General features: G+C 73.5%; 15 protein-coding genes. 7 read left to right on the plus strand and 8 right to left on the minus strand.

All coding sequences use genetic code 11. The annotated features are described in order from the left end of the window. Positions 1–64 precede the first annotated feature (64 nt). The 3 genes from ACIGW2_RS29575 to ACIGW2_RS29585 all read left to right on the plus strand — a co-directional run bounded on the left by ACIGW2_RS29575 (position 65) and on the right by ACIGW2_RS29585 (position 2522). A complete protein-coding gene (locus tag ACIGW2_RS29575; protein ID WP_391654296.1) occupies positions 65–1084 on the plus strand; it encodes an NADP-dependent oxidoreductase in 1020 nt (339 codons plus the stop codon). A gap of 64 nt (positions 1085–1148) precedes the next feature. Then, a complete protein-coding gene (locus tag ACIGW2_RS29580) occupies positions 1149–1571 on the plus strand; it encodes an organic hydroperoxide resistance protein (RefSeq protein ID WP_356063052.1) in 423 nt (140 codons plus the stop codon). A gap of 102 nt (positions 1572–1673) precedes the next feature. Next, positions 1674–2522, plus strand: coding sequence for an EI24 domain-containing protein (locus ACIGW2_RS29585; RefSeq protein ID WP_399847013.1), 849 nt, complete (start codon positions 1674–1676; stop codon positions 2520–2522). Between the two features lie 24 nt (positions 2523–2546). On the opposite strand, the gene ACIGW2_RS29590 is transcribed toward ACIGW2_RS29585, so the two are convergent. Next, complete coding sequence (locus ACIGW2_RS29590) at positions 2547–3506, minus strand: LysR family transcriptional regulator (RefSeq protein ID WP_361587813.1); 960 nt, start codon at positions 3504–3506, stop codon at positions 2547–2549. A gap of 160 nt (positions 3507–3666) precedes the next feature. Here ACIGW2_RS29590 and ACIGW2_RS29595 point away from each other — a divergent pair, with 160 nt between their 5' ends. Then, the gene (locus ACIGW2_RS29595; protein ID WP_399847014.1) at positions 3667–5865 is read left to right on the plus strand and encodes a M4 family metallopeptidase; all 2199 of its coding nucleotides are present in this window, start codon (positions 3667–3669) and stop codon (positions 5863–5865) included. Positions 5866–6003: 138 nt separating this feature from the next. Here ACIGW2_RS29595 and ACIGW2_RS29600 read toward each other — a convergent pair whose 3' ends face one another. Together ACIGW2_RS29600 and ACIGW2_RS29605 are read right to left on the minus strand one after the other, a co-directional pair. Further along, positions 6004–6717 carry a carbon-nitrogen hydrolase family protein gene (locus ACIGW2_RS29600; RefSeq protein WP_399847015.1) on the minus strand — a complete coding sequence of 238 codons (714 nt, stop codon included), beginning with the start codon at positions 6715–6717 and terminating at the stop codon, positions 6004–6006. Continuing rightward, positions 6714–7664: a LysR family transcriptional regulator gene (locus ACIGW2_RS29605; RefSeq protein ID WP_361587808.1), complete on the minus strand. Its 951-nt coding sequence runs from the start codon at positions 7662–7664 to the stop codon at positions 6714–6716. Before ACIGW2_RS29605 ends, ACIGW2_RS29600 begins: the two co-directional genes overlap by 4 nt. A gap of 58 nt (positions 7665–7722) precedes the next feature. Between ACIGW2_RS29605 and ACIGW2_RS29610 the strand changes: the two genes are divergently transcribed. Then, positions 7723–8580: an NAD(P)-dependent oxidoreductase gene (locus tag ACIGW2_RS29610; protein ID WP_391654300.1), complete on the plus strand. Its 858-nt coding sequence runs from the start codon at positions 7723–7725 to the stop codon at positions 8578–8580. Between the two features lie 270 nt (positions 8581–8850). On the opposite strand, the gene ACIGW2_RS29615 is transcribed toward ACIGW2_RS29610, so the two are convergent. Next, a complete protein-coding gene (locus ACIGW2_RS29615; RefSeq protein ID WP_391654301.1) occupies positions 8851–9432 on the minus strand; it encodes a TetR/AcrR family transcriptional regulator in 582 nt (193 codons plus the stop codon). 113 nt (positions 9433–9545) lie between these two features. On the opposite strand from ACIGW2_RS29615, the gene ACIGW2_RS29620 reads away from it, so the two are divergent. After that, positions 9546–12014, plus strand: coding sequence for a glycoside hydrolase family 3 protein (locus tag ACIGW2_RS29620; protein ID WP_399847018.1), 2469 nt, complete (start codon positions 9546–9548; stop codon positions 12012–12014). A 72-nt stretch (positions 12015–12086) separates the two neighbouring features. On the opposite strand, the gene ACIGW2_RS29625 is transcribed toward ACIGW2_RS29620, so the two are convergent. Beyond that, positions 12087–12968 carry an SGNH/GDSL hydrolase family protein gene (locus ACIGW2_RS29625; RefSeq protein ID WP_399847020.1) on the minus strand — a complete coding sequence of 294 codons (882 nt, stop codon included), beginning with the start codon at positions 12966–12968 and terminating at the stop codon, positions 12087–12089. Positions 12969–13230: 262 nt separating this feature from the next. Between ACIGW2_RS29625 and ACIGW2_RS29630 the strand changes: the two genes are divergently transcribed. Continuing rightward, the gene (locus ACIGW2_RS29630; RefSeq protein ID WP_361587799.1) at positions 13231–13725 is read left to right on the plus strand and encodes a DUF3145 domain-containing protein; all 495 of its coding nucleotides are present in this window, start codon (positions 13231–13233) and stop codon (positions 13723–13725) included. Between the two features lie 131 nt (positions 13726–13856). Here the strand turns inward: ACIGW2_RS29630 and fabF are convergent, their stop codons facing one another. The 3 genes from fabF to ACIGW2_RS29645 form a co-directional block, all read right to left on the minus strand. Next, positions 13857–15119: a beta-ketoacyl-ACP synthase II gene (fabF, locus tag ACIGW2_RS29635; protein ID WP_391654304.1), complete on the minus strand. Its 1263-nt coding sequence runs from the start codon at positions 15117–15119 to the stop codon at positions 13857–13859. 93 nt (positions 15120–15212) lie between these two features. Then, positions 15213–15461, minus strand: coding sequence for an acyl carrier protein (locus ACIGW2_RS29640; RefSeq protein ID WP_356063084.1), 249 nt, complete (start codon positions 15459–15461; stop codon positions 15213–15215). Between the two features lie 57 nt (positions 15462–15518). Further along, on the minus strand, positions 15519–16550 hold the full coding sequence (locus ACIGW2_RS29645; RefSeq protein ID WP_356063087.1) for a ketoacyl-ACP synthase III: 1032 nt from the start codon (positions 16548–16550) through the stop codon (positions 15519–15521). Positions 16551–16561 lie beyond the last annotated feature (11 nt).

The following is a 16561-nucleotide window of genomic DNA, read 5'->3' on the forward strand; positions in this document are numbered from 1 at the left end:
TTTCAGGTAGTGAAACTTTCCCAGGGGCTCCCGTCCGGGAGCGCCTTCCCAGGAGGCCCAGCCGATGTCCGTACTCCCCGCGTCCAGCCGTGAGTGGCACCTCGTCGCCCGTCCGCACGGCTGGCCCGTGCCCGAGGACTTCGCGCTCCGCGAGACGCCGGTCGCCGCGCCCGCCGAGGGCCGCGTCCTCGTGCGCAACCTGCACTTCTCGGTCGACCCGTACATGCGCGGCCGGATGAACGACGTGAAGTCCTACATACCGCCCTTCCAGCTGGACCGCCCCATGGACGGCGGCGCGGTCGGCGTGGTCGTCGCCTCCAACGCCGAGGGCTTCGCCGAGGGCGACCACGTGCTGCACGGCCTCGGCTGGCGGGAGTACGCGGACGTGCCCGCCCAGCACGCCACCAAGGTCGACCCGGAGCTCGCCCCGCTCTCCGCCTACCTCGGCGTGCTCGGCATGACCGGCCTCACCGCCTACGCGGGCCTCTTCGAGGTCGCCTCCTTCAAGGAGGGCGACGCCGTCTTCGTCTCCGGCGCGGCCGGTGCCGTCGGCAGCCAGGTCGGCCAGATGGCCCGGCTCAGGGGCGCGTCCCGGGTCATCGGCTCGGCCGGCTCCGACGAGAAGGTGAAGTGGCTGGTCGAGGAGCTCGGCTTCGACGCCGCCTTCAACTACAAGAACGGCCCGGTGAAGGACCAGCTGCGCGCGGCCGCCCCGGACGGCATCGACGTGTACTTCGACAACGTGGGCGGCGACCACCTGGAGGCCGCGATCTCCTCGCTCAACGTGCACGGCCGCGCCACCATCTGCGGCATGATCGCGCAGTACAACGACACGGAGCCGGTGCACGGCCCGCGCAACATGGCCATGATCATCGGCAAGCGGCTGCGCCTCCAGGGCGTCCTGGTCGGCGACCACTACGGGATGCAGCAGCAGTTCGTCGAGGAGGTCGGCGGCTGGCTGCGCTCCGGTGAGCTGAAGTACGGCGAGACCTTCGTCGAGGGCATCGAGAACGGCGTGGACGCCTTCCTCGGCATGCTCCGCGGCGACAACACCGGAAAGATGATCGTTTCGCTGACCCGTTAGTCTTCCCTCAGCCGTCGCGATCGTGGGCGCGAGTCGCGGCGAACCGAAGAAGGAAGACACCAGCATGTCGATCACCCAGTCCGACGTCCTGTACACCGCCGTCGCCACCGCCGAGAACGGGCGCGACGGCCGGGTGGCCACCGACGACGGCCGGCTCGACGTCGTCGTGAACCCGCCCAAGGCCATGGGCGGCTCCGGCGAGGGCACCAACCCGGAGCAGCTGTTCGCGGCCGGCTACAGCGCCTGCTTCCAGGGCGCCCTGGGCGTCGTCGCCCGCAACGAGAACGCGGACATCGCCGGCTCGACGGTCACCGCCGAGGTCGGCATCGGCAAGAACGACGACGGCTTCGGCATCATCGTGAAGATCTCGGCGACCATCCCGAACGTGGACGCCGAGACCGCCAAGAGCCTCATCGAGAAGGCCCACCAGGTCTGCCCGTACTCCAAGGCGACCCGCGGCAACATCACGGTCGAGCTCGCCGTCTGATCCGTCCGGCGGCAGACTGAGGACGAGGGCCGCACCCTGACCGACCAGGGTGCGGCCCTCCCTCGTGCCGCTCAGGACCGTCCCCCCACTAGGGTGATCGGCATGCGTGATTTCGGGGTGGGCTTCGGTTATCTGCTGCGGGGCCAGAAGTGGGTCGGCACTCATGGGCGCTGGTTCGGCTTCGGGCTGCTGCCCGGGCTCGTGACCCTCGTCCTGTACGCGGGGGCGCTGGTCGGGCTCGGCTACGGGGCGGACGACCTGACCGCCTGGGCGACGCCCTTCGCCGACGACTGGGGCTCCCCCTGGCAGGGCCTGCTCCGTTCGGCGCTGACCTTCCTGGTCTTCGCGCTCGGCCTGTTCCTGGCCGTGATCACCTTCACCGCCGTGACCCTCCTCATCGGCCAGCCCTTCTACGAGTCGCTCTCCGAGGCCGTCGACCGGAGCGAGGGCGGCGAGGCCCCCGAGTCCGGACTGCCGCTCTGGCGCGAGCTGTGGATCTCCGCCCGGGACAGCCTGCGGGTCGTGCTCAGGGTCGCCCTCTACGGGATCCTGCTCTTCGCCGCCGGCTTCATCCCGGTGGCCGGCCAGACCGTCGTGCCCGCCATCGGCTTCTGCGTCTCCGGCTTCTTCCTCACCGAGGAGCTCACCGCCGTCGCGCTCCAGCGCCGGGGCGTCGAGTTCAAGGAACGGCTCGGGATGCTGCGCGGCCGCCGGGCCGCCGCCCTCGGCTTCGGCGTGCCGCTCACCCTCGCCTTCCTGGTCCCCTTCGTCGCCGTGCTCCTGATGCCGGGCGCCGTCGCGGGCGCCACCCTGATGGCCCGGGAGCTCAACGGCGAGACCCCCGCCGACCCGACGGACACCGAGGCCGACACCGACGACGACACGGACGACAGCGGCCGCGGCGCCGCGCCGGCCCCGCGCCCGGCGGGCGCCGACCCGCGGCTCGGCTGAGCCCGGGGCCGTGTCCCGGGCCGTTCAGTCGAGCACCGGGTGCAGTTCCGGGCGGGCCTCCCACCAGGCGCGGTGGAAGGCGTTGTGCGGCACGTTGTCCAGATAGGCCAGGGCCGCCGCCCGGTAGAGACCTGCCGCGCGAGGCTCGGAGACCGCGGCCCGGTTCCAGGCCAGCCGGATGCGGCCGGTGATCGGGTCGCCGGCCAGCGGCCGGAGCACCGTGCCGGCCGCTGGCGGCGCCGTCGGCTGGCTCATCGAGATCGCCCGGCCGGCCGCGATCAGGTCGTAGTGCATCTTGCGGTCGGCGATCCGGTAGCGCAGCGTCGGCGTGAACCCGGCCCGCCGGCAGGCGGCCACCAGCGCCTCCGGCCCGCCGTCGTCGTCCTCGACCAGCGTCATCCAGGTCTCGCCGGCCAGCTCCGCGAGCTCGATCCGGTCCCGCCCGGCCAGCGGGTGCGCCGCAGAGAGGCGCACGCAGAACGGCTCCTTCGGGATCAGGGTGCGGGCCGCGATCCCGTCGGGCAGCGGCACCTCGTGGTCGGCCACCTCCCCGTACACGATCGCGTCGTACTGCCCCGCCCCCAGCATCCGGCTCAGCGTGGTCACCGAGTGCTCGATGCTGACCGCGATCTCCGGTCCGGCCAGCTCCTGTTCGAGGCGTCCGATCAGCCGGTCCACGAGGACGAGCAGGATGCAGCCGAGGCGCAGCGTCGGGTGCGGCGCGGCGGCCCGGGCGCCGGCCGCGAGCGCGTCCATCTCGCCGAGCACCCGGCGCGCCTTGGACAGCACGAACTCGCCCAGCGGCGTGGGCACGACGCCCTGCCGGCCGCGGGTGAACAGCTCGCCGCCGGCGGCCCGTTCGATCCGCCGGAGCTGGGCGGACAGGGCGGGCTGGGACACCCCGAGACGGACCGCCGCCCGCCCCAGACTGCCCGCTTCCGCTATCCGGCAGACGGCTTCGAGATGCCTCAACTCCAGCTGCATTTCAGCAGGGTAAGCACCCGGGCCGGGCGGACGCCGGGGTTCGGGCGGGTCGGTGGCATAACGCGGGTCTTATGGCGGGTGGGATGTCCCCTTCTTGCCATGTCCACACCCATACTCGGCGCGTCCCACCACCGTCTCCCCCCACCCGAACGGAGCAGACGTGCACCCCACCAGACTCCCGGCGGCCCTCGCGGCGCTCGCCCTGACGGCGAGCCTCGCGGGCACCCTCGCGGGCACCGCCACCGCCGCGGCGAACCCGCGGCCCGCCGAGCCCGCGCCGCCCGGTCAGGGCAAGGCCCTCGCCCTCGCCGCCGCCGACAAGGCCGCCGACAGCGGACTCGACGGGCTGCGCCACGGCACCGACGAGGAACTCGTCAGGACCGCCGTCACCCCGTGGGCCGGCGGTCTCTACTACGCCGCCTACCAGCGCACCTACAAGGGCCTCCCGGTGGCCGGCGGCGGCGACGCCGTCGTCGTCACCGACAGCGCCGGCAAGGTCCGCGAGGTCGCCGCCGCGCCCGCCCCCGCCCTGCGCCTCTCCACCCGGGCCACGGTCGGCTCCGTCGCCGCCCTCGCCACCGCCCGGGCCCAGCTGGCCGGCGTCGAGAGCGCGAGCGCCCCCGAACTCACCGTGCTGCTCAAGGGGAACAAGCCGGTCCTCACCTGGCACACCCTGGTGGTCGGCCGCACCGCCGCCGGCCGGCCCAGCTCCCTCGACACCTACGTCGACGCCCGCACCGGCAAGGTCGCGCAGGCCACCGACAAGGTGCTGCACGCCGACGGCCGCGGCTACCACAACGGCAACGTCACCATCGACACCGCCACCACCTCGATGACCGACGCCACCCGCTCCCCGTTCCGCTGCGGCGGCCAGAACGGCAGCGCCTACACCGGCTCCTCGCCCTGGGGCAACGGCGGCGCCAACGACCTGGTCACCGCCTGCGTCGACATCATGTACGCCGCCCAGCGCGAGTCCGACATGCTCAAGCAGTGGTTCGGCTACAACGGCATCAACGGCCAGGGCGGCATGGTCCCGGCCCGGGCCGGCCTGAGCGAGGTCAACGCCTACTACGACGGCACGAAGACGACGTACGGGCGCAACCAGAACGGCACCAACCAGCTCACCGGCATCGACGTGGTCGCCCACGAGTACGGGCACGAGATCTTCGACAAGACCCCCGGCAGCTCCGGCTCGTCCAACGAGAACGGCGGCATGAACGAGTCGACGGGCGACATCTTCGGGGCGCTCACCGAGCACTTCGCGAACAACCCCAACGACACCCCCGACTACACCGTCGGCGAGAAGCTGAACTTCCTCGGCGACAACAAGCCGATCCGCTACATGTACAACCCGTCCCTCGCCGGCGACCCCAACTGCTACCCGCAGCTGAACTCCGGCACCGAGGTGCACGCCGCGGCCGGCCCGCAGAACCACTGGTTCTACCTGCTCGCCGAGGGCTCCAACCCCGGCGGCGGCAAGCCCGCCAGCCCCATCTGTTCCGGCGGCCCGTCCTCCGTGACCGGCATCGGCGTGCAGAAGGCCGGCAAGATCTTCATGGGCGCGCTGCTGATGAAGACCTCCTCCTGGAACCACCTCGCCGCCCGCAAGGCGACCCTGGCCAGCGCCAAGAACACCTACGGCAGCGCCGAGTGCAACGCGGTGAAGGCGGCCTGGAACGCGATCGGCGTTCCCGCCCAGTCCGGCGAGACCGACTGCGGCGGCACCACCACCCCCGACTTCTCCCTGTCCCTGAACCCGGCGTCCGGCACCGTCCAGGCGGGCGGCTCGACCACCGCCACGGTGAACACGACCACCACCGGCGGCAGCGCGCAGACCGTGCAGCTCTCCGCCAGCGGCGCGCCGAGCGACATCAAGGTCTCCTTCAGCCCCTCCTCGGTGACCTCCGGCAGCTCCTCGACGATGACCGTCCAGGTGGCCGCCGGCACCGCCAACGGCACCTACCCGATCACCGTCACCGGCACCGGCTCGGCCACCCACACCGTCACCTACCAGCTGACGGTCGGCACCGACACCCCGCCGCCCACCGGCTGCGACAACACCGAGTACACCTACCAGGGCACCCTCTCCTCCGGTCAGGCCGAGGCCCAGCCGGACGGCTCCTACTACTACGCGGCGACCGCCGGCACCCACGTGGGCTGCCTGCGCGGCCCGGCCGGCACCGACTTCGACCTCTACCTGCAGAAGTGGAACGGCTCGGGCTGGGTCGACGTGGCCGTCGGCGGCACCGCGGGCGCCGACGAGGACACCTCCTACTACGGCACCGCGGGCTACTACCGCTACGTCGTGCACGCCTACAGCGGCTCCGGCGCCTACACGCTGGGCCTGAGCACCCCGTAGGGGGAACCACCGAGCGCCCCGTCACGGGGACGGGGCAGCGCCGTCACGGGCAGGGGGTTCCGTGACGGCTTCCCCGGAGGGCCGGACCGCCGATGTCCCACGGCGGTCCGGCCCTCGCGCGTGGGGCACGGACCGGGCTCAGCCGACCTCGGCGAGCACGAAGCCCGGCGCGTCCGGGCCCGCGTCCGCGAGCCGCTCGCCGTCCGGACCCCAGGCGCCGGCCCGGCCGGCGCCCTCGCCGTCCTCGTTGGCCCCGAGGACGTTGCCGAGCACCACGTACAGCCCGAAGTCCCGGGCCCGTACCGGGTAGACGGCCGTGAACGAGTCGTTGTCGGCGCCCAGCACCGAGCTCGCCAGATAGACCGCGCAGCCGTCGGCGGCGGCCCGCTCGGCCAGTTCGGGGAAGCGGTTGTCGTAGCAGGTGGCGAGCGCGAAGCGGACCCCGTCGAGCGCGAACCGCCCGTCCACGGCGCCCGGTGCGAACACCTCGGCCTCCACCCCGTACAGATGCCGCTTGTCGTAGCGGGCGAGGAGCGCGCCGTCCGGGCCGATCACCAGCGAGGTGATGCCGGGCCGCGAACCGGGCCCGGCCACCGGGCCGTTGACCACGGCCGCCGCCGACACCGCCCGGCAGGCCTCCCGCAGGGGCTCCAGGCGCGGGTCGTCCTCGGCGAGCACCAGCTCCGGGGCGTCCCGGATCAGGCTCGGCTCGTAGCCGGTGAGGGAGAGCTCGGCGAAGACCACGACCCGGGCCCCCTCGGCCCCGGCGGCGCGCACCAGGGCGGCCATCGTCTCGACATTGGCGGCGACGTCCCCGGCGACCGGGGCGAACTGGGTGGCAGCGACGATCATGTCCGCATCATGCCGGACGCCCCGCCGCCCCGGACGGGCGCGTCGTCCAGCAGGGTCCGGGCCGTCTCCTGGAGCAGCGCCAGGAAGGCGGTGGCCGCCACCGTCGGCACCGGCGGGGTCGCCGCGCAGATCCGGCGGTACGGCACGTCGTCCGGGTGGATCGTCACCAGCGCCACGTCGGGCCGCACCGACGCCGCCGCCAGCGCCGGTACGAGGGTGACGCCGAGCCCCTCCGCCACCGCGCCCAGCTTGGCGATCCAGTCGAGCGCGAGCAGCCCCGTGCGCGGCCGGAACCCGGCGGCCACGGCGGGCCGGAACAGGGTGTCCTCCAGGCGCTCGTTGGCGACCACCCACTCCTCCTCGGCCAGCTCCGCGAGCCGCACGTCCCGCCGCCCCGCGTACGGGTGCCCGCGCTCCAGGGCCACCAGCATGGGCTCGTCCAGGAGGTGATGGAGCGTCACCCCTTCCGGGGCGGTCCCGTTCGCCGCCGGACTGACCACCGCGAGGTCCTCCTCGCCGCCCGCGACCAGCCGCAGGTGCTTCACCGACGGGCCCTCGACCCTGGTCACCACCACCCCCGGGTGCCGGGCCCGGAAGGCCGCCTGGGCGCGCGGCACCAGCGCCGCGCCCGCGCTGGCGAAGGCGCCGAGCCGCAGCAGCCCGCCGTCCAGGGTGCGCAGCGCCGCCAGTTCGGCGCGGGCCAGGGCGAGCCGGTCCCGTACCGCCTCCGCGTGCGGCAGCAGCACCCGGCCCGACTCGCTCAGCCGCACCCCGCGCGGCAGGCGCTCGAACAGCACCGCGCCGGTCTCCTCCTCCAGGGCCTGGATCTGCCGGGAGACGGCGGACTGGGTGTAGCCGAGGGCGCGGGCGGCGGCGGTGAAGGAGCCCGCGCGGGCGACGGCGAGGAAGACCTCGTACAGACTCTGCGAGGCATGCGGAGTGGGCATGGCAGCCATGCTAGACATTCGCTTGTGACATGGCGTGCGGCTGCCTAGCGTCGAGGGCATGGACACCACGGACAGCACGCGGAACGAGACCGCCCACGAGACCGCCGCCCCGAGCACCCCGGGCACCCCGAGGATCGCCTTCCTCGGCCTCGGCAGCATGGGCCTGCCCATGGCACGCCGGCTCCTCGACGCCGGACACCCCCTCACCGTGTGGAACCGCACCCCCGGCAAGGCCGACGCCCTCGTCGCCGACGGCGCCGTGCTCGCGGCGGACCCCGCCGAGGCGGTCGCCGGCGCCGACGTCGTCCTCACCATGCTGGCCGACCCGGCCGCCCTGCGCGCCGTCGCCGACGCCGTGCTCCCGGCGCTGCGCCCCGGCACCCACTGGATCGACACCTCGACCGTCGGCCCCGACGCGGTGCGCGAGCTCGCCGAGCGGCTCCCCGAGGGCGTCACCCTGATCGACGCCCCCGTGATGGGCAGCATCGACCGGGCCGCCACCGGCGAGCTCCTCATCTTCGCGGGCGGCGACACCGCCCCCGTCGCCGGCGTCCTCGCACGGCTCGGCACCGTCACCCCTTGCGGCGCCCCCGGCGCCGGCGCCGCCCTCAAGCTGGTCCTCATCAACGCCGCCATCGGCGGCGTCGCCCTGATCGGCGAGGCCCTCACCCTCAGCGACGCCCTCGGGCTGCCCCGCGACCTGGCCCTGCGCACCCTCGGCGCGGGCCCGCTCGCCGGCGCCCTCGGCCGCGCCACCGCGACCGGCGTCCACTTCCCGGTGGCCCTCGCCGCCAAGGACGTGGCCCTGGCGACCGCCGCCACCGAGGCCAAGCTCCCGGTCCTGGAGGCGGTCCACCAGGCCCTCACCCGGGACCCGGCGCTCGCGGGGGAGGACCTGGCCGCGATCGCGAGGTGACGCCGGGCGCCGCTGCGGGGGCGCCCGCCGGAAAAACCACATGTGGCCCCGCCGCGGCCGGAGTTAGGCTCCCCGCAGCGGGGCCGCGCGCGGCTCCGCAGGGCGCGGGGCCGTGGCAGAGCATGGGCGATTGCGGTCCCGGGCGGAGGAGGTCCCCGAAGCCCGGGGCGAGGGACTCGTCGCCGGACCTGGCGGGAGAGTCGCGCGGGTTCAAATCCCGTCGGCCCCGCGCCCGCACCACGCCACCGGACGCGCGTCGGCGCGCCCGGGTCATGAACCGCCGGACCGGCCCTCGGGCCGCAGCAGCCGGACGAAGTCCCGGAAGGCGGCCGGCATGTCCACCGCGTCCGGGTCGAGCAGCCACTGGAACTGCAGGCCGTCCATCACCGCCGTGAGCAGCGGGGCCGCCCGCTCCGGGGTGAGCCCGCCGGGCAGCTCGTCGCCGAACTCGGCGCGCAGCACCTCCGCCATGCTCGCGCGCACCTGGGTGTAGCGCTCGGTGAAGAAGTCCCGGGCCGGATGCTCCTCGGTGACGCTCTCGCCGAGCAGCGCCGAGAAGGTCTGCACGATCCCCGGGCGCATCGCGTTGTACTCCACCAGCGACTCCAGCAGGTCGAGCCGCCAGCGCTCCCGGTCCCGGCCGCCGCTGGTGTCCCAGCGGTCGCGCTCCTCCAGGACGGCGACGAGCAGCGCCTCCTTGGTGGGGAAGTAGTGCAGCAGGCCCTGCTGGGTGAGCCCGACCCGCTCGGCGACCGCGCCGAGGGAGGCGCCCCGGTAACCGCGCTCGGCGATCACCTCCAGGGCGGCGCGGACGATCTCCGCCTTCCGCTCCTCGCTCCTGGTCCGTGCCATCGCCGTCCCCCTTCGTGGGTCCTGCCGCGGGTCCTCGTCCCGAGGACCGTACGCCATCCCCATGATAACGAAATGCTAACGTAACCTACCGATCTACAGGTAGGCGCGTCACCATGGCCGCACAACGCCCATCACGAGGAGGTGCGGCCGTGGCAGACACGGACGCGGTGCGCGAGGAGGCCGTCGAGGCGGCCCTGGCCAAGCTGGACCTGGACGCCAAGACCCGGCTGCTCGCCGGGCAGGACATGTGGTCGCTGCCCGCCCTGCCCGAGATCGGCCTGGCCTCCCTGGTCATGTCCGACGGCCCGATCGGCGTGCGCGGCGTCCGCTGGACCGCCGACGACCCGTCCGTCGCCCTGCCGTCCCCGACCGCCCTCGCCGCCACCTGGGACCCGGAACTCGCCCGCCGCGCCGGCCGGCTGCTCGCCCAGGAGGCCCGGCGCAAGGGCGTCCACGTCCTCCTCGCCCCCACCGTCAACCTGCACCGCACCCCGCTCGGCGGCCGCCACTTCGAGGCCTACAGCGAGGACCCGTACCTCACCGGCGCCATCGGCACCGGCTACGTGCGGGGCGTCCAGGACGGCGGCGTCGGCACCACCGTCAAGCACTTCGTCGGCAACGACGCCGAGACCGACCGCTTCACCGTCGACAACCGGATCGCGCCGCGCCCCCTGCGCGAGCTCTACCTCGCGCCCTTCGAGGCCATCGTCGCCAACGCCCACCCCTGGGGCATCATGACCGCCTACAACCAGGTCAACGGCACCACGATGACCGAGCACCGGTACCTGGTGAACGAGGTGCTGCGCGGCGAGTGGGGCTTCGACGGCGTCAACGTCTCCGACTGGATGGCCGCCCGCTCCACCACCGGCGACATCGAGGGCGGACTCGACGTCGCCATGCCCGGCCCGCACACGGTCTACGGCGAGGCGCTCGCCGCCGCCGTCCGCTCCGGCGAGGTCGCCGAGTCCGCCGTCGACACCGCCGTCCGCCACGTGCTCCGGCTCGCCGCCCGTGTCGGCGCCCTCGACGGCGCCCCCGCCGTCGTCACCGAGCCGCCCGCCCCGATCGACGGCGACGCCCTCGCCCGCGAGATCGCCCGCCGCGGCTTCGTGCTCGTACGGAACGAGAACGGGGCCCTGCCGCTCGCCCCCGGCACCACCGTCGCCCTCTCCGGCGCCGCCGCCCGCGACGCCCGGGTCCTCGGCGGCGGCTCCGCGCAGGTCTTCCCCGAACACGTCGTCTCCCCGCTCGACGGACTCGCCGCCGCCCTGCCCGAGGGTGCCCTGACCTTCACCGTCGGCGCCGACCCCAGCGACGAACTCGCCCCCGCGGACCAGGGGTTCACCCTGCGCGCGGTGTGCCGCGACGCCTCCGGCGCGGTCATCGGCGAGGGCAGCCTGCCGAACGGCCAGGTCCAGTGGATCGGCGACGACCTCCCCGCCGGCGTCACCCACGAGAACCTCGCCTCCGTCGAGGTCACCGGCACCTTCACCCCGCGCGAGAGCGGCGAGCACGCCTTCGGCACCCGCGGCCTCGGCGCCTACACCCTCACCGTCGACGGCCACGTCCTCTTCGACGGCGTGCAGACCATGGGCCCCGAGACCGACCCCTTCGAGGCCTTCTTCGGCTCGCCCGTGGAGCGCGGCACGGTCGCCCTCACGGCCGGCGAGACCGTCCGGGTCTCGCTCCGGCACACCCTGGACAAGGAGTTCGCCGCCCCGCTGCCGGCCGTCATGTTCTCCTTCGTCCACCTCGGTCCGCGCCGTGACCCCGACGAACTGATCGCCGAAGCCGTCGCCGCCGCCCGCGCCGCCGACACCGCCGTCGTGGTCGTCGCCACCACCGAGCGCGTCGAGTCCGAGGGCTTCGACCGCAAGGACCTCGCCCTGCCCGGCCGGCAGGACGACCTGGTCCGCGCCGTCGCCGCCGCCAACCCGAACACCGTGGTCGTCGTCAACGCCGGCTCCCCGGTCGAGCTGCCCTGGCGCGAGGAGGTCGCCGCGGTCCTCCTGAGCTGGTTCCCCGGCCAGGAGGGCGGCGCCGCCCTCGCCGACGTCCTCACCGGCGCCGAGGAGCCCGGCGGCCGGCTGCCCACCACCTGGCCCGCCGTCCTCGCCGACGCCCCGGTCACCGAGGTCACCCCGGTCGCCGGCCGGCTCGACTACGCCGAGGGCCTGTTCATCGGCTACCGCGCCTGGGACCGGGCCGGCACCGCCCCCGCGTACCCCTTCGGCCACGGACTCGGCTACACCACCTGGACCTACGACTCCCTCGCCGTCACCCCGGAGACCGCCACCGTCCGGATCACCAACACCGGGACGCGCACCGGCCGCGAGGTCGTCCAGATCTACCTGGCCCCCGTCCGGGACACCGTCGAGCGCCCGGCCCGCTGGCTGGCCGGCTTCGCGAGCGTCGAGGCCGCGCCCGGCGAGACCGTCGAGACCGTGATCGCGCTGCCCCGCCGCGCCTTCGAGATCTGGGACGAGGAACGGCGCGCCTGGACCCCGGTCACCGGCGCCTACCGGGTGGTCGCCGCGCACTCCCTCACGGAGCCCCGCCTCACCGTCGACCTGGAGCTCTGACCCGTACGGGCATCCCCGACGGGACGCCTTAGGACCGGCCCCGGGGCGGAACCTGACGCCGCCCCGGGGCCCTCACTCCTCTCGGGTGATCCCCCGGTACGCCAGCTCCGCGAGCCGCGCCTGCCCGTCCCTGCTCGGATGGAAGAAGTCCCAGGGGCTCAACTGCGCACCGCCGAAACGGAAACCGAAGACCGCCCCGCCGTCGTACCGGCAGCGCGCGTCCTTCGCGCAGACCTCCGCGAGGACCTCGTTGTACGCCACCACCCGGTCCCGCACCGCCGTGCGCCGCCGCTCGGCCGCCGGGCTCACGTCCGCCGGGTCCCTGAGCATCGCCCCGCACACGCCCAGCTGCCACACCCGGCCGGCCATCGGGCTCACCCGCCCGGTCTCCCACAGTCGCCGCAGGTCGGGCAGGCTCGACACGTACACCTGCGCCTTCGGGGCGCCCGCCCGCAGCCGGGCCAGCGCCGCCTCGAAGGAGGCGCGGAACGCGGCGACCGGGGTCATCTCGGCCGGGGTGGCCCGGCAGGCGTCGTTCGCGCCCATCATCACCGTGACCAGCTCGGGCCGCCGGGCCGCCGCCGCGGTCATCTGTTCCGGCAGCTCCGCCATCCGGGCCCCGGTGCGCGCCAGGTTCCAGCTCCGGCCGGCCACCCCGGCGGGGCCGAGCAGCCGCAGCGCCAGGCTGTTGACCCCGGCGTCCGTGCCGGTCGCCCAGGACACCTCGGGGCAGTCCGCCAGGACCGTACAGGCGTCGAAGGCCCGGGTGATGGAGTCGCCGACCGCGGCGAGCGAGCCGGGGGAGACGTCCCACACCGGCGTCGGCCGCGGCGCGGGCCGTGCAGCCGGACGCCCGGCCTCCGGGCCGTCCGCCCCCGTGCAGCCGGCGAGCGCCGCCGCGCAGCACAGCGCGACCGCCGCGGCGGTGGTGCGGAAACGGCGTCGCCCGCGCATCCCTGGGCCCCTCCTCGACGTCCTCGCGAGTGAAAGCTTCGTGTCCACCCGCCCCCGACCGACCGTACGTCACCCCGACCCGGGCGCGGCACGGTAGCTTTTCCCCCGTCGAACCAGAGACGCGCCCTGCCGATCGGCTCCGGTAAATTACATCACGTCACATGCTGTCCCCTTTTTGGGGGTTTGCGACGCCGCTTCTTCGTGATGTTGTTTACTGAGGCCGCTGGGAAAAGGCGAACCTCGTCCCACACTGGAGGTCCCGGTGACGACACGTGGAGTCCTGTACGTTCACTCCGCACCGCGCGCGCTCTGCCCGCACGTCGAATGGGCGGTCGCGGGCGTCCTCGGTGCGCGGGTCCAGCTCGACTGGATCCGGCAGCCCGCGTCCCCGGGCACCTGGAGAGCCGAGTTCTCCTGGCAGGGCGAGACCGGCACCGCCTCCAAGCTCGCCTCCGCGCTGCGCGGCTGGCAGCTGCTGCGCTTCGAGGTCACGGCCGAGCCCTGCGCCACCGCCGAGGGCGAGCGCTACAGCGCCACCCCCGAGCTCGGCATCTTCCACGCGGTCACCGGCATCCACGGCGACATCCTGATCCCCGAGGACCGGCTGCGCGCCGCCCTGGCCCGCGCCGCCCAGGGCGAGACGGTCCTGGAGGCCGAGATCTCCAAGCTCCTCGGCAAGCCCTGGGACGACGAGCTGGAGCCCTTCCGTTACGCGGGCGAGGGCGCCCCGGTCCGCTGGCTGCACCAGGTGGTGTGAAGCCGCCCCGGGCCCCCCGCACGCCCACGGCGCCCCGCACGCCCGAAACTCCGTACACCGCAGGCCCCGTACACCGAAGGCCCCCTGCCGGGACGTTCCGGCAGGGGGCCTTCGTGTGGCGTGACGGGCGATCAGACCGAGCGGAACGCCAGGACCACGTTGTGGCCGCCGAAGCCGAAGCTGTTGTTGATCGCGGCGATCGTGCCCTGCGGCAGCTCGCGCGGCTCGTCGCGCACGATGTCCGCGTCGACCTCGGGGTCGAGGTCCTCGACGTTGATGGTCGGCGGGGCGACCCGGTGGTGCAGCGCGAGGACCGTGGCGACGGTCTCGATGCCGCCGGCGCCGCCGAGCAGGTGACCGGTCATCGACTTGGTCGCGGAGATCGCGACGTGGCCGAGGTCGTCGCCCAGCACCTTGCGCAGCGCCTTGATCTCGGCGACGTCGCCCTGCGGGGTCGACGTGGCGTGCGCGTTCAGGTGGACGACCTCGGACGGCTTGAGGTCCGAGGCGTCGAGCAGGTTCTGCAGCGCCTCCGCGATGCCCCGGCCGGTCGGCTCGGGCTGCGCGATGTGGTGGCTGTCGGCCGACAGGCCCTGGCCCAGCGCCTCGCAGTAGATCTTCGCGCCGCGCGCCTTCGCGTGCTCCTCGGACTCGAGCACGATCACGCCCGCGCCCTCGCCGAGGACGAAGCCGTCCCGGGCCTTGTCGTAGGGGCGCGAGGCCTTCTCGGGCTCGTCGTTGCTCTTGGACATCGCCATCATGTTGGCGAAGGCCGCGATGGGCAGCGGGTGGATCGCCGCCTCGGTGCCACCGGCGACGACCACGTCGGCACGGCCGGTGCGGATCATCTCGATGGCGTAGCCGATGGCCTCGGCGCCCGACGCGCACGCGGAGACCGGGGTGTGCACGCCCGCCCGGGCGTTCACCTCCAGACCGACGTTGGCGGAGGGGCTGTTGGGCATGAGCATCGGCACGGTGTGCGGGGAGACCCGGCGCACGCCGGACTCCTTCAGCACGTCGTACTGGTCGAGCAGGGTGGTGACACCACCGATGCCGGAGGCGATGACCGAGCCGAGCCGCTCGGGCGCGATCTTCTCGTCCTCGCCGGCCGGGCCGGTGTAGCCCGCGTCGGCCCACGCCTCGCGGGCCGCGATCAGCGCGAACTGCGCCGAGCGGTCCAGCTTGCGGGCCTGCGGACGGGGAATCACCTCGGACGGGTCCACGGCGGCCTGCGCGGCGATCCGCACGGGCAGTTCGGCGAAGCGCTCGCCCTCCAGGGGACGGACGCCGGAGCGGCCCGCGAGGAGACCTTCCCAGGTCGAAGCGGAGTCGCCACCCAGCGGAGTGGTTGCGCCGATACCGGTGACGACCACGGTGCGATTGGTCGAGCTCACAGGAATTCTTTCTCCATGTGTGTGATGGTCGAAAAACGGCGCCACCGCTGGGTGGCGGACCGGTTCAGCCGGTACGGACCGGCTGGGCCCGGATCAGGCCTGGTGGTCGAGGATGTAGCTGGTCGCGTCGCCCACGGTCTTGAGGTTCTTGACGTCCTCGTCCGGGATCTTGACCTCGAAGCGCTCCTCGGCGGCCACGACGACCTCGACCATGGACAGCGAGTCGACGTCCAGGTCGTCGGTGAAGGACTTGTCGAGCTGAACGTCCTCGACCGGGATGCCGGCGATCTCGTTCACGATCTCCGCGAGACCCTCGACGATCTCTTCCTGGGTGAAGGCCATGGTGGCGCTCCTTCTGGTGTGTTCTGAAGAAAGGGACTTCCGGATGATCCGGAGTGCCTAGGGGAGAGTAACGACCGTCGCGGCGAAGACGAGACCCGCCCCGAAGCCGATGATGAGCGCCGTGTCGCCGCTCTTGGCCTTTCCGGTCGCCAGGAGCCGCTCCATCGCGAGCGGGATCGAGGCGGCCGAGGTGTTGCCGGTGGTCTCCACGTCACGGGCGACCGTGACGTGCTCCGGCAGCTTGAGCGTCTTCACCATCGAGTCGATGATCCGCATGTTGGCCTGGTGCGGGATGAAGACGTCCAGGTCGTCCGCCGAGATGCCGGCGGCGTCCAGCGCCTGCTGGGCGACCTTGGCCATCTCGAAGACGGCCCAGCGGAAGACCGCCTGGCCCTCCTGCGTGATGGCCGGGAACTTGATCTCGCCCCGCTCGTTGAGGGGCAGCTTCGACACGTCGCCGACCTGGAACTCGTTCCACGGCACGGTCTGCTTGATGGTCTCGGACTTGTCGCCCTCCGAACCCCACACGGTGGGGCCGATGTGCGGCTCGTCGGAGGGGCCGACGACGACCGCGCCGGCGCCGTCGCCGAACAGGAAGGCCGTCGCGCGGTCCTCCAGGTCCGTCAGGTCGCTCAGCCGCTCGACGCCGATGACCAGCACGTACTCGGCCGAACCCTCGACGATCATGCCCTTGGCGAGGGTGAGGCCGTAGCCGAAGCCCGCGCAGCCGGCGGAGATGTCGAAGGCGGCGGGCTTGCCGGAGCCGATCTTGTCGGCGATCTCGGTGGCCACGGCCGGGGTCTGCTTGAAGTGCGACACCGTCGAGACGATGACCGCGCCGATCTGCTCGGGGTCGATCCCCGCGTCGGCGATGGCCTTGCCCGAGGCCTCCACCGACATCGCGGTGACGGTCTCCTCGGGAGACGCCCAGTGGCGGGTCGCGATGCCGGAACGCGAGCGGATCCACTCGTCCGACGAGTCGATCTTCTCCAGGATGACCTCGTTGGGCACCACACGGGTCGGGCGGTAGCCGCCGACCCCGAGGATGCGCGCGTACGGGGCGCCCTTGCTGGGCTTGATCTTCGCCATGCTTGTCGACA

The sequence above is a fragment of the Streptomyces sp. NPDC053541 genome (assembly GCF_044544705.1).
Classification (GTDB): domain Bacteria; phylum Actinomycetota; class Actinomycetes; order Streptomycetales; family Streptomycetaceae; genus Streptomyces.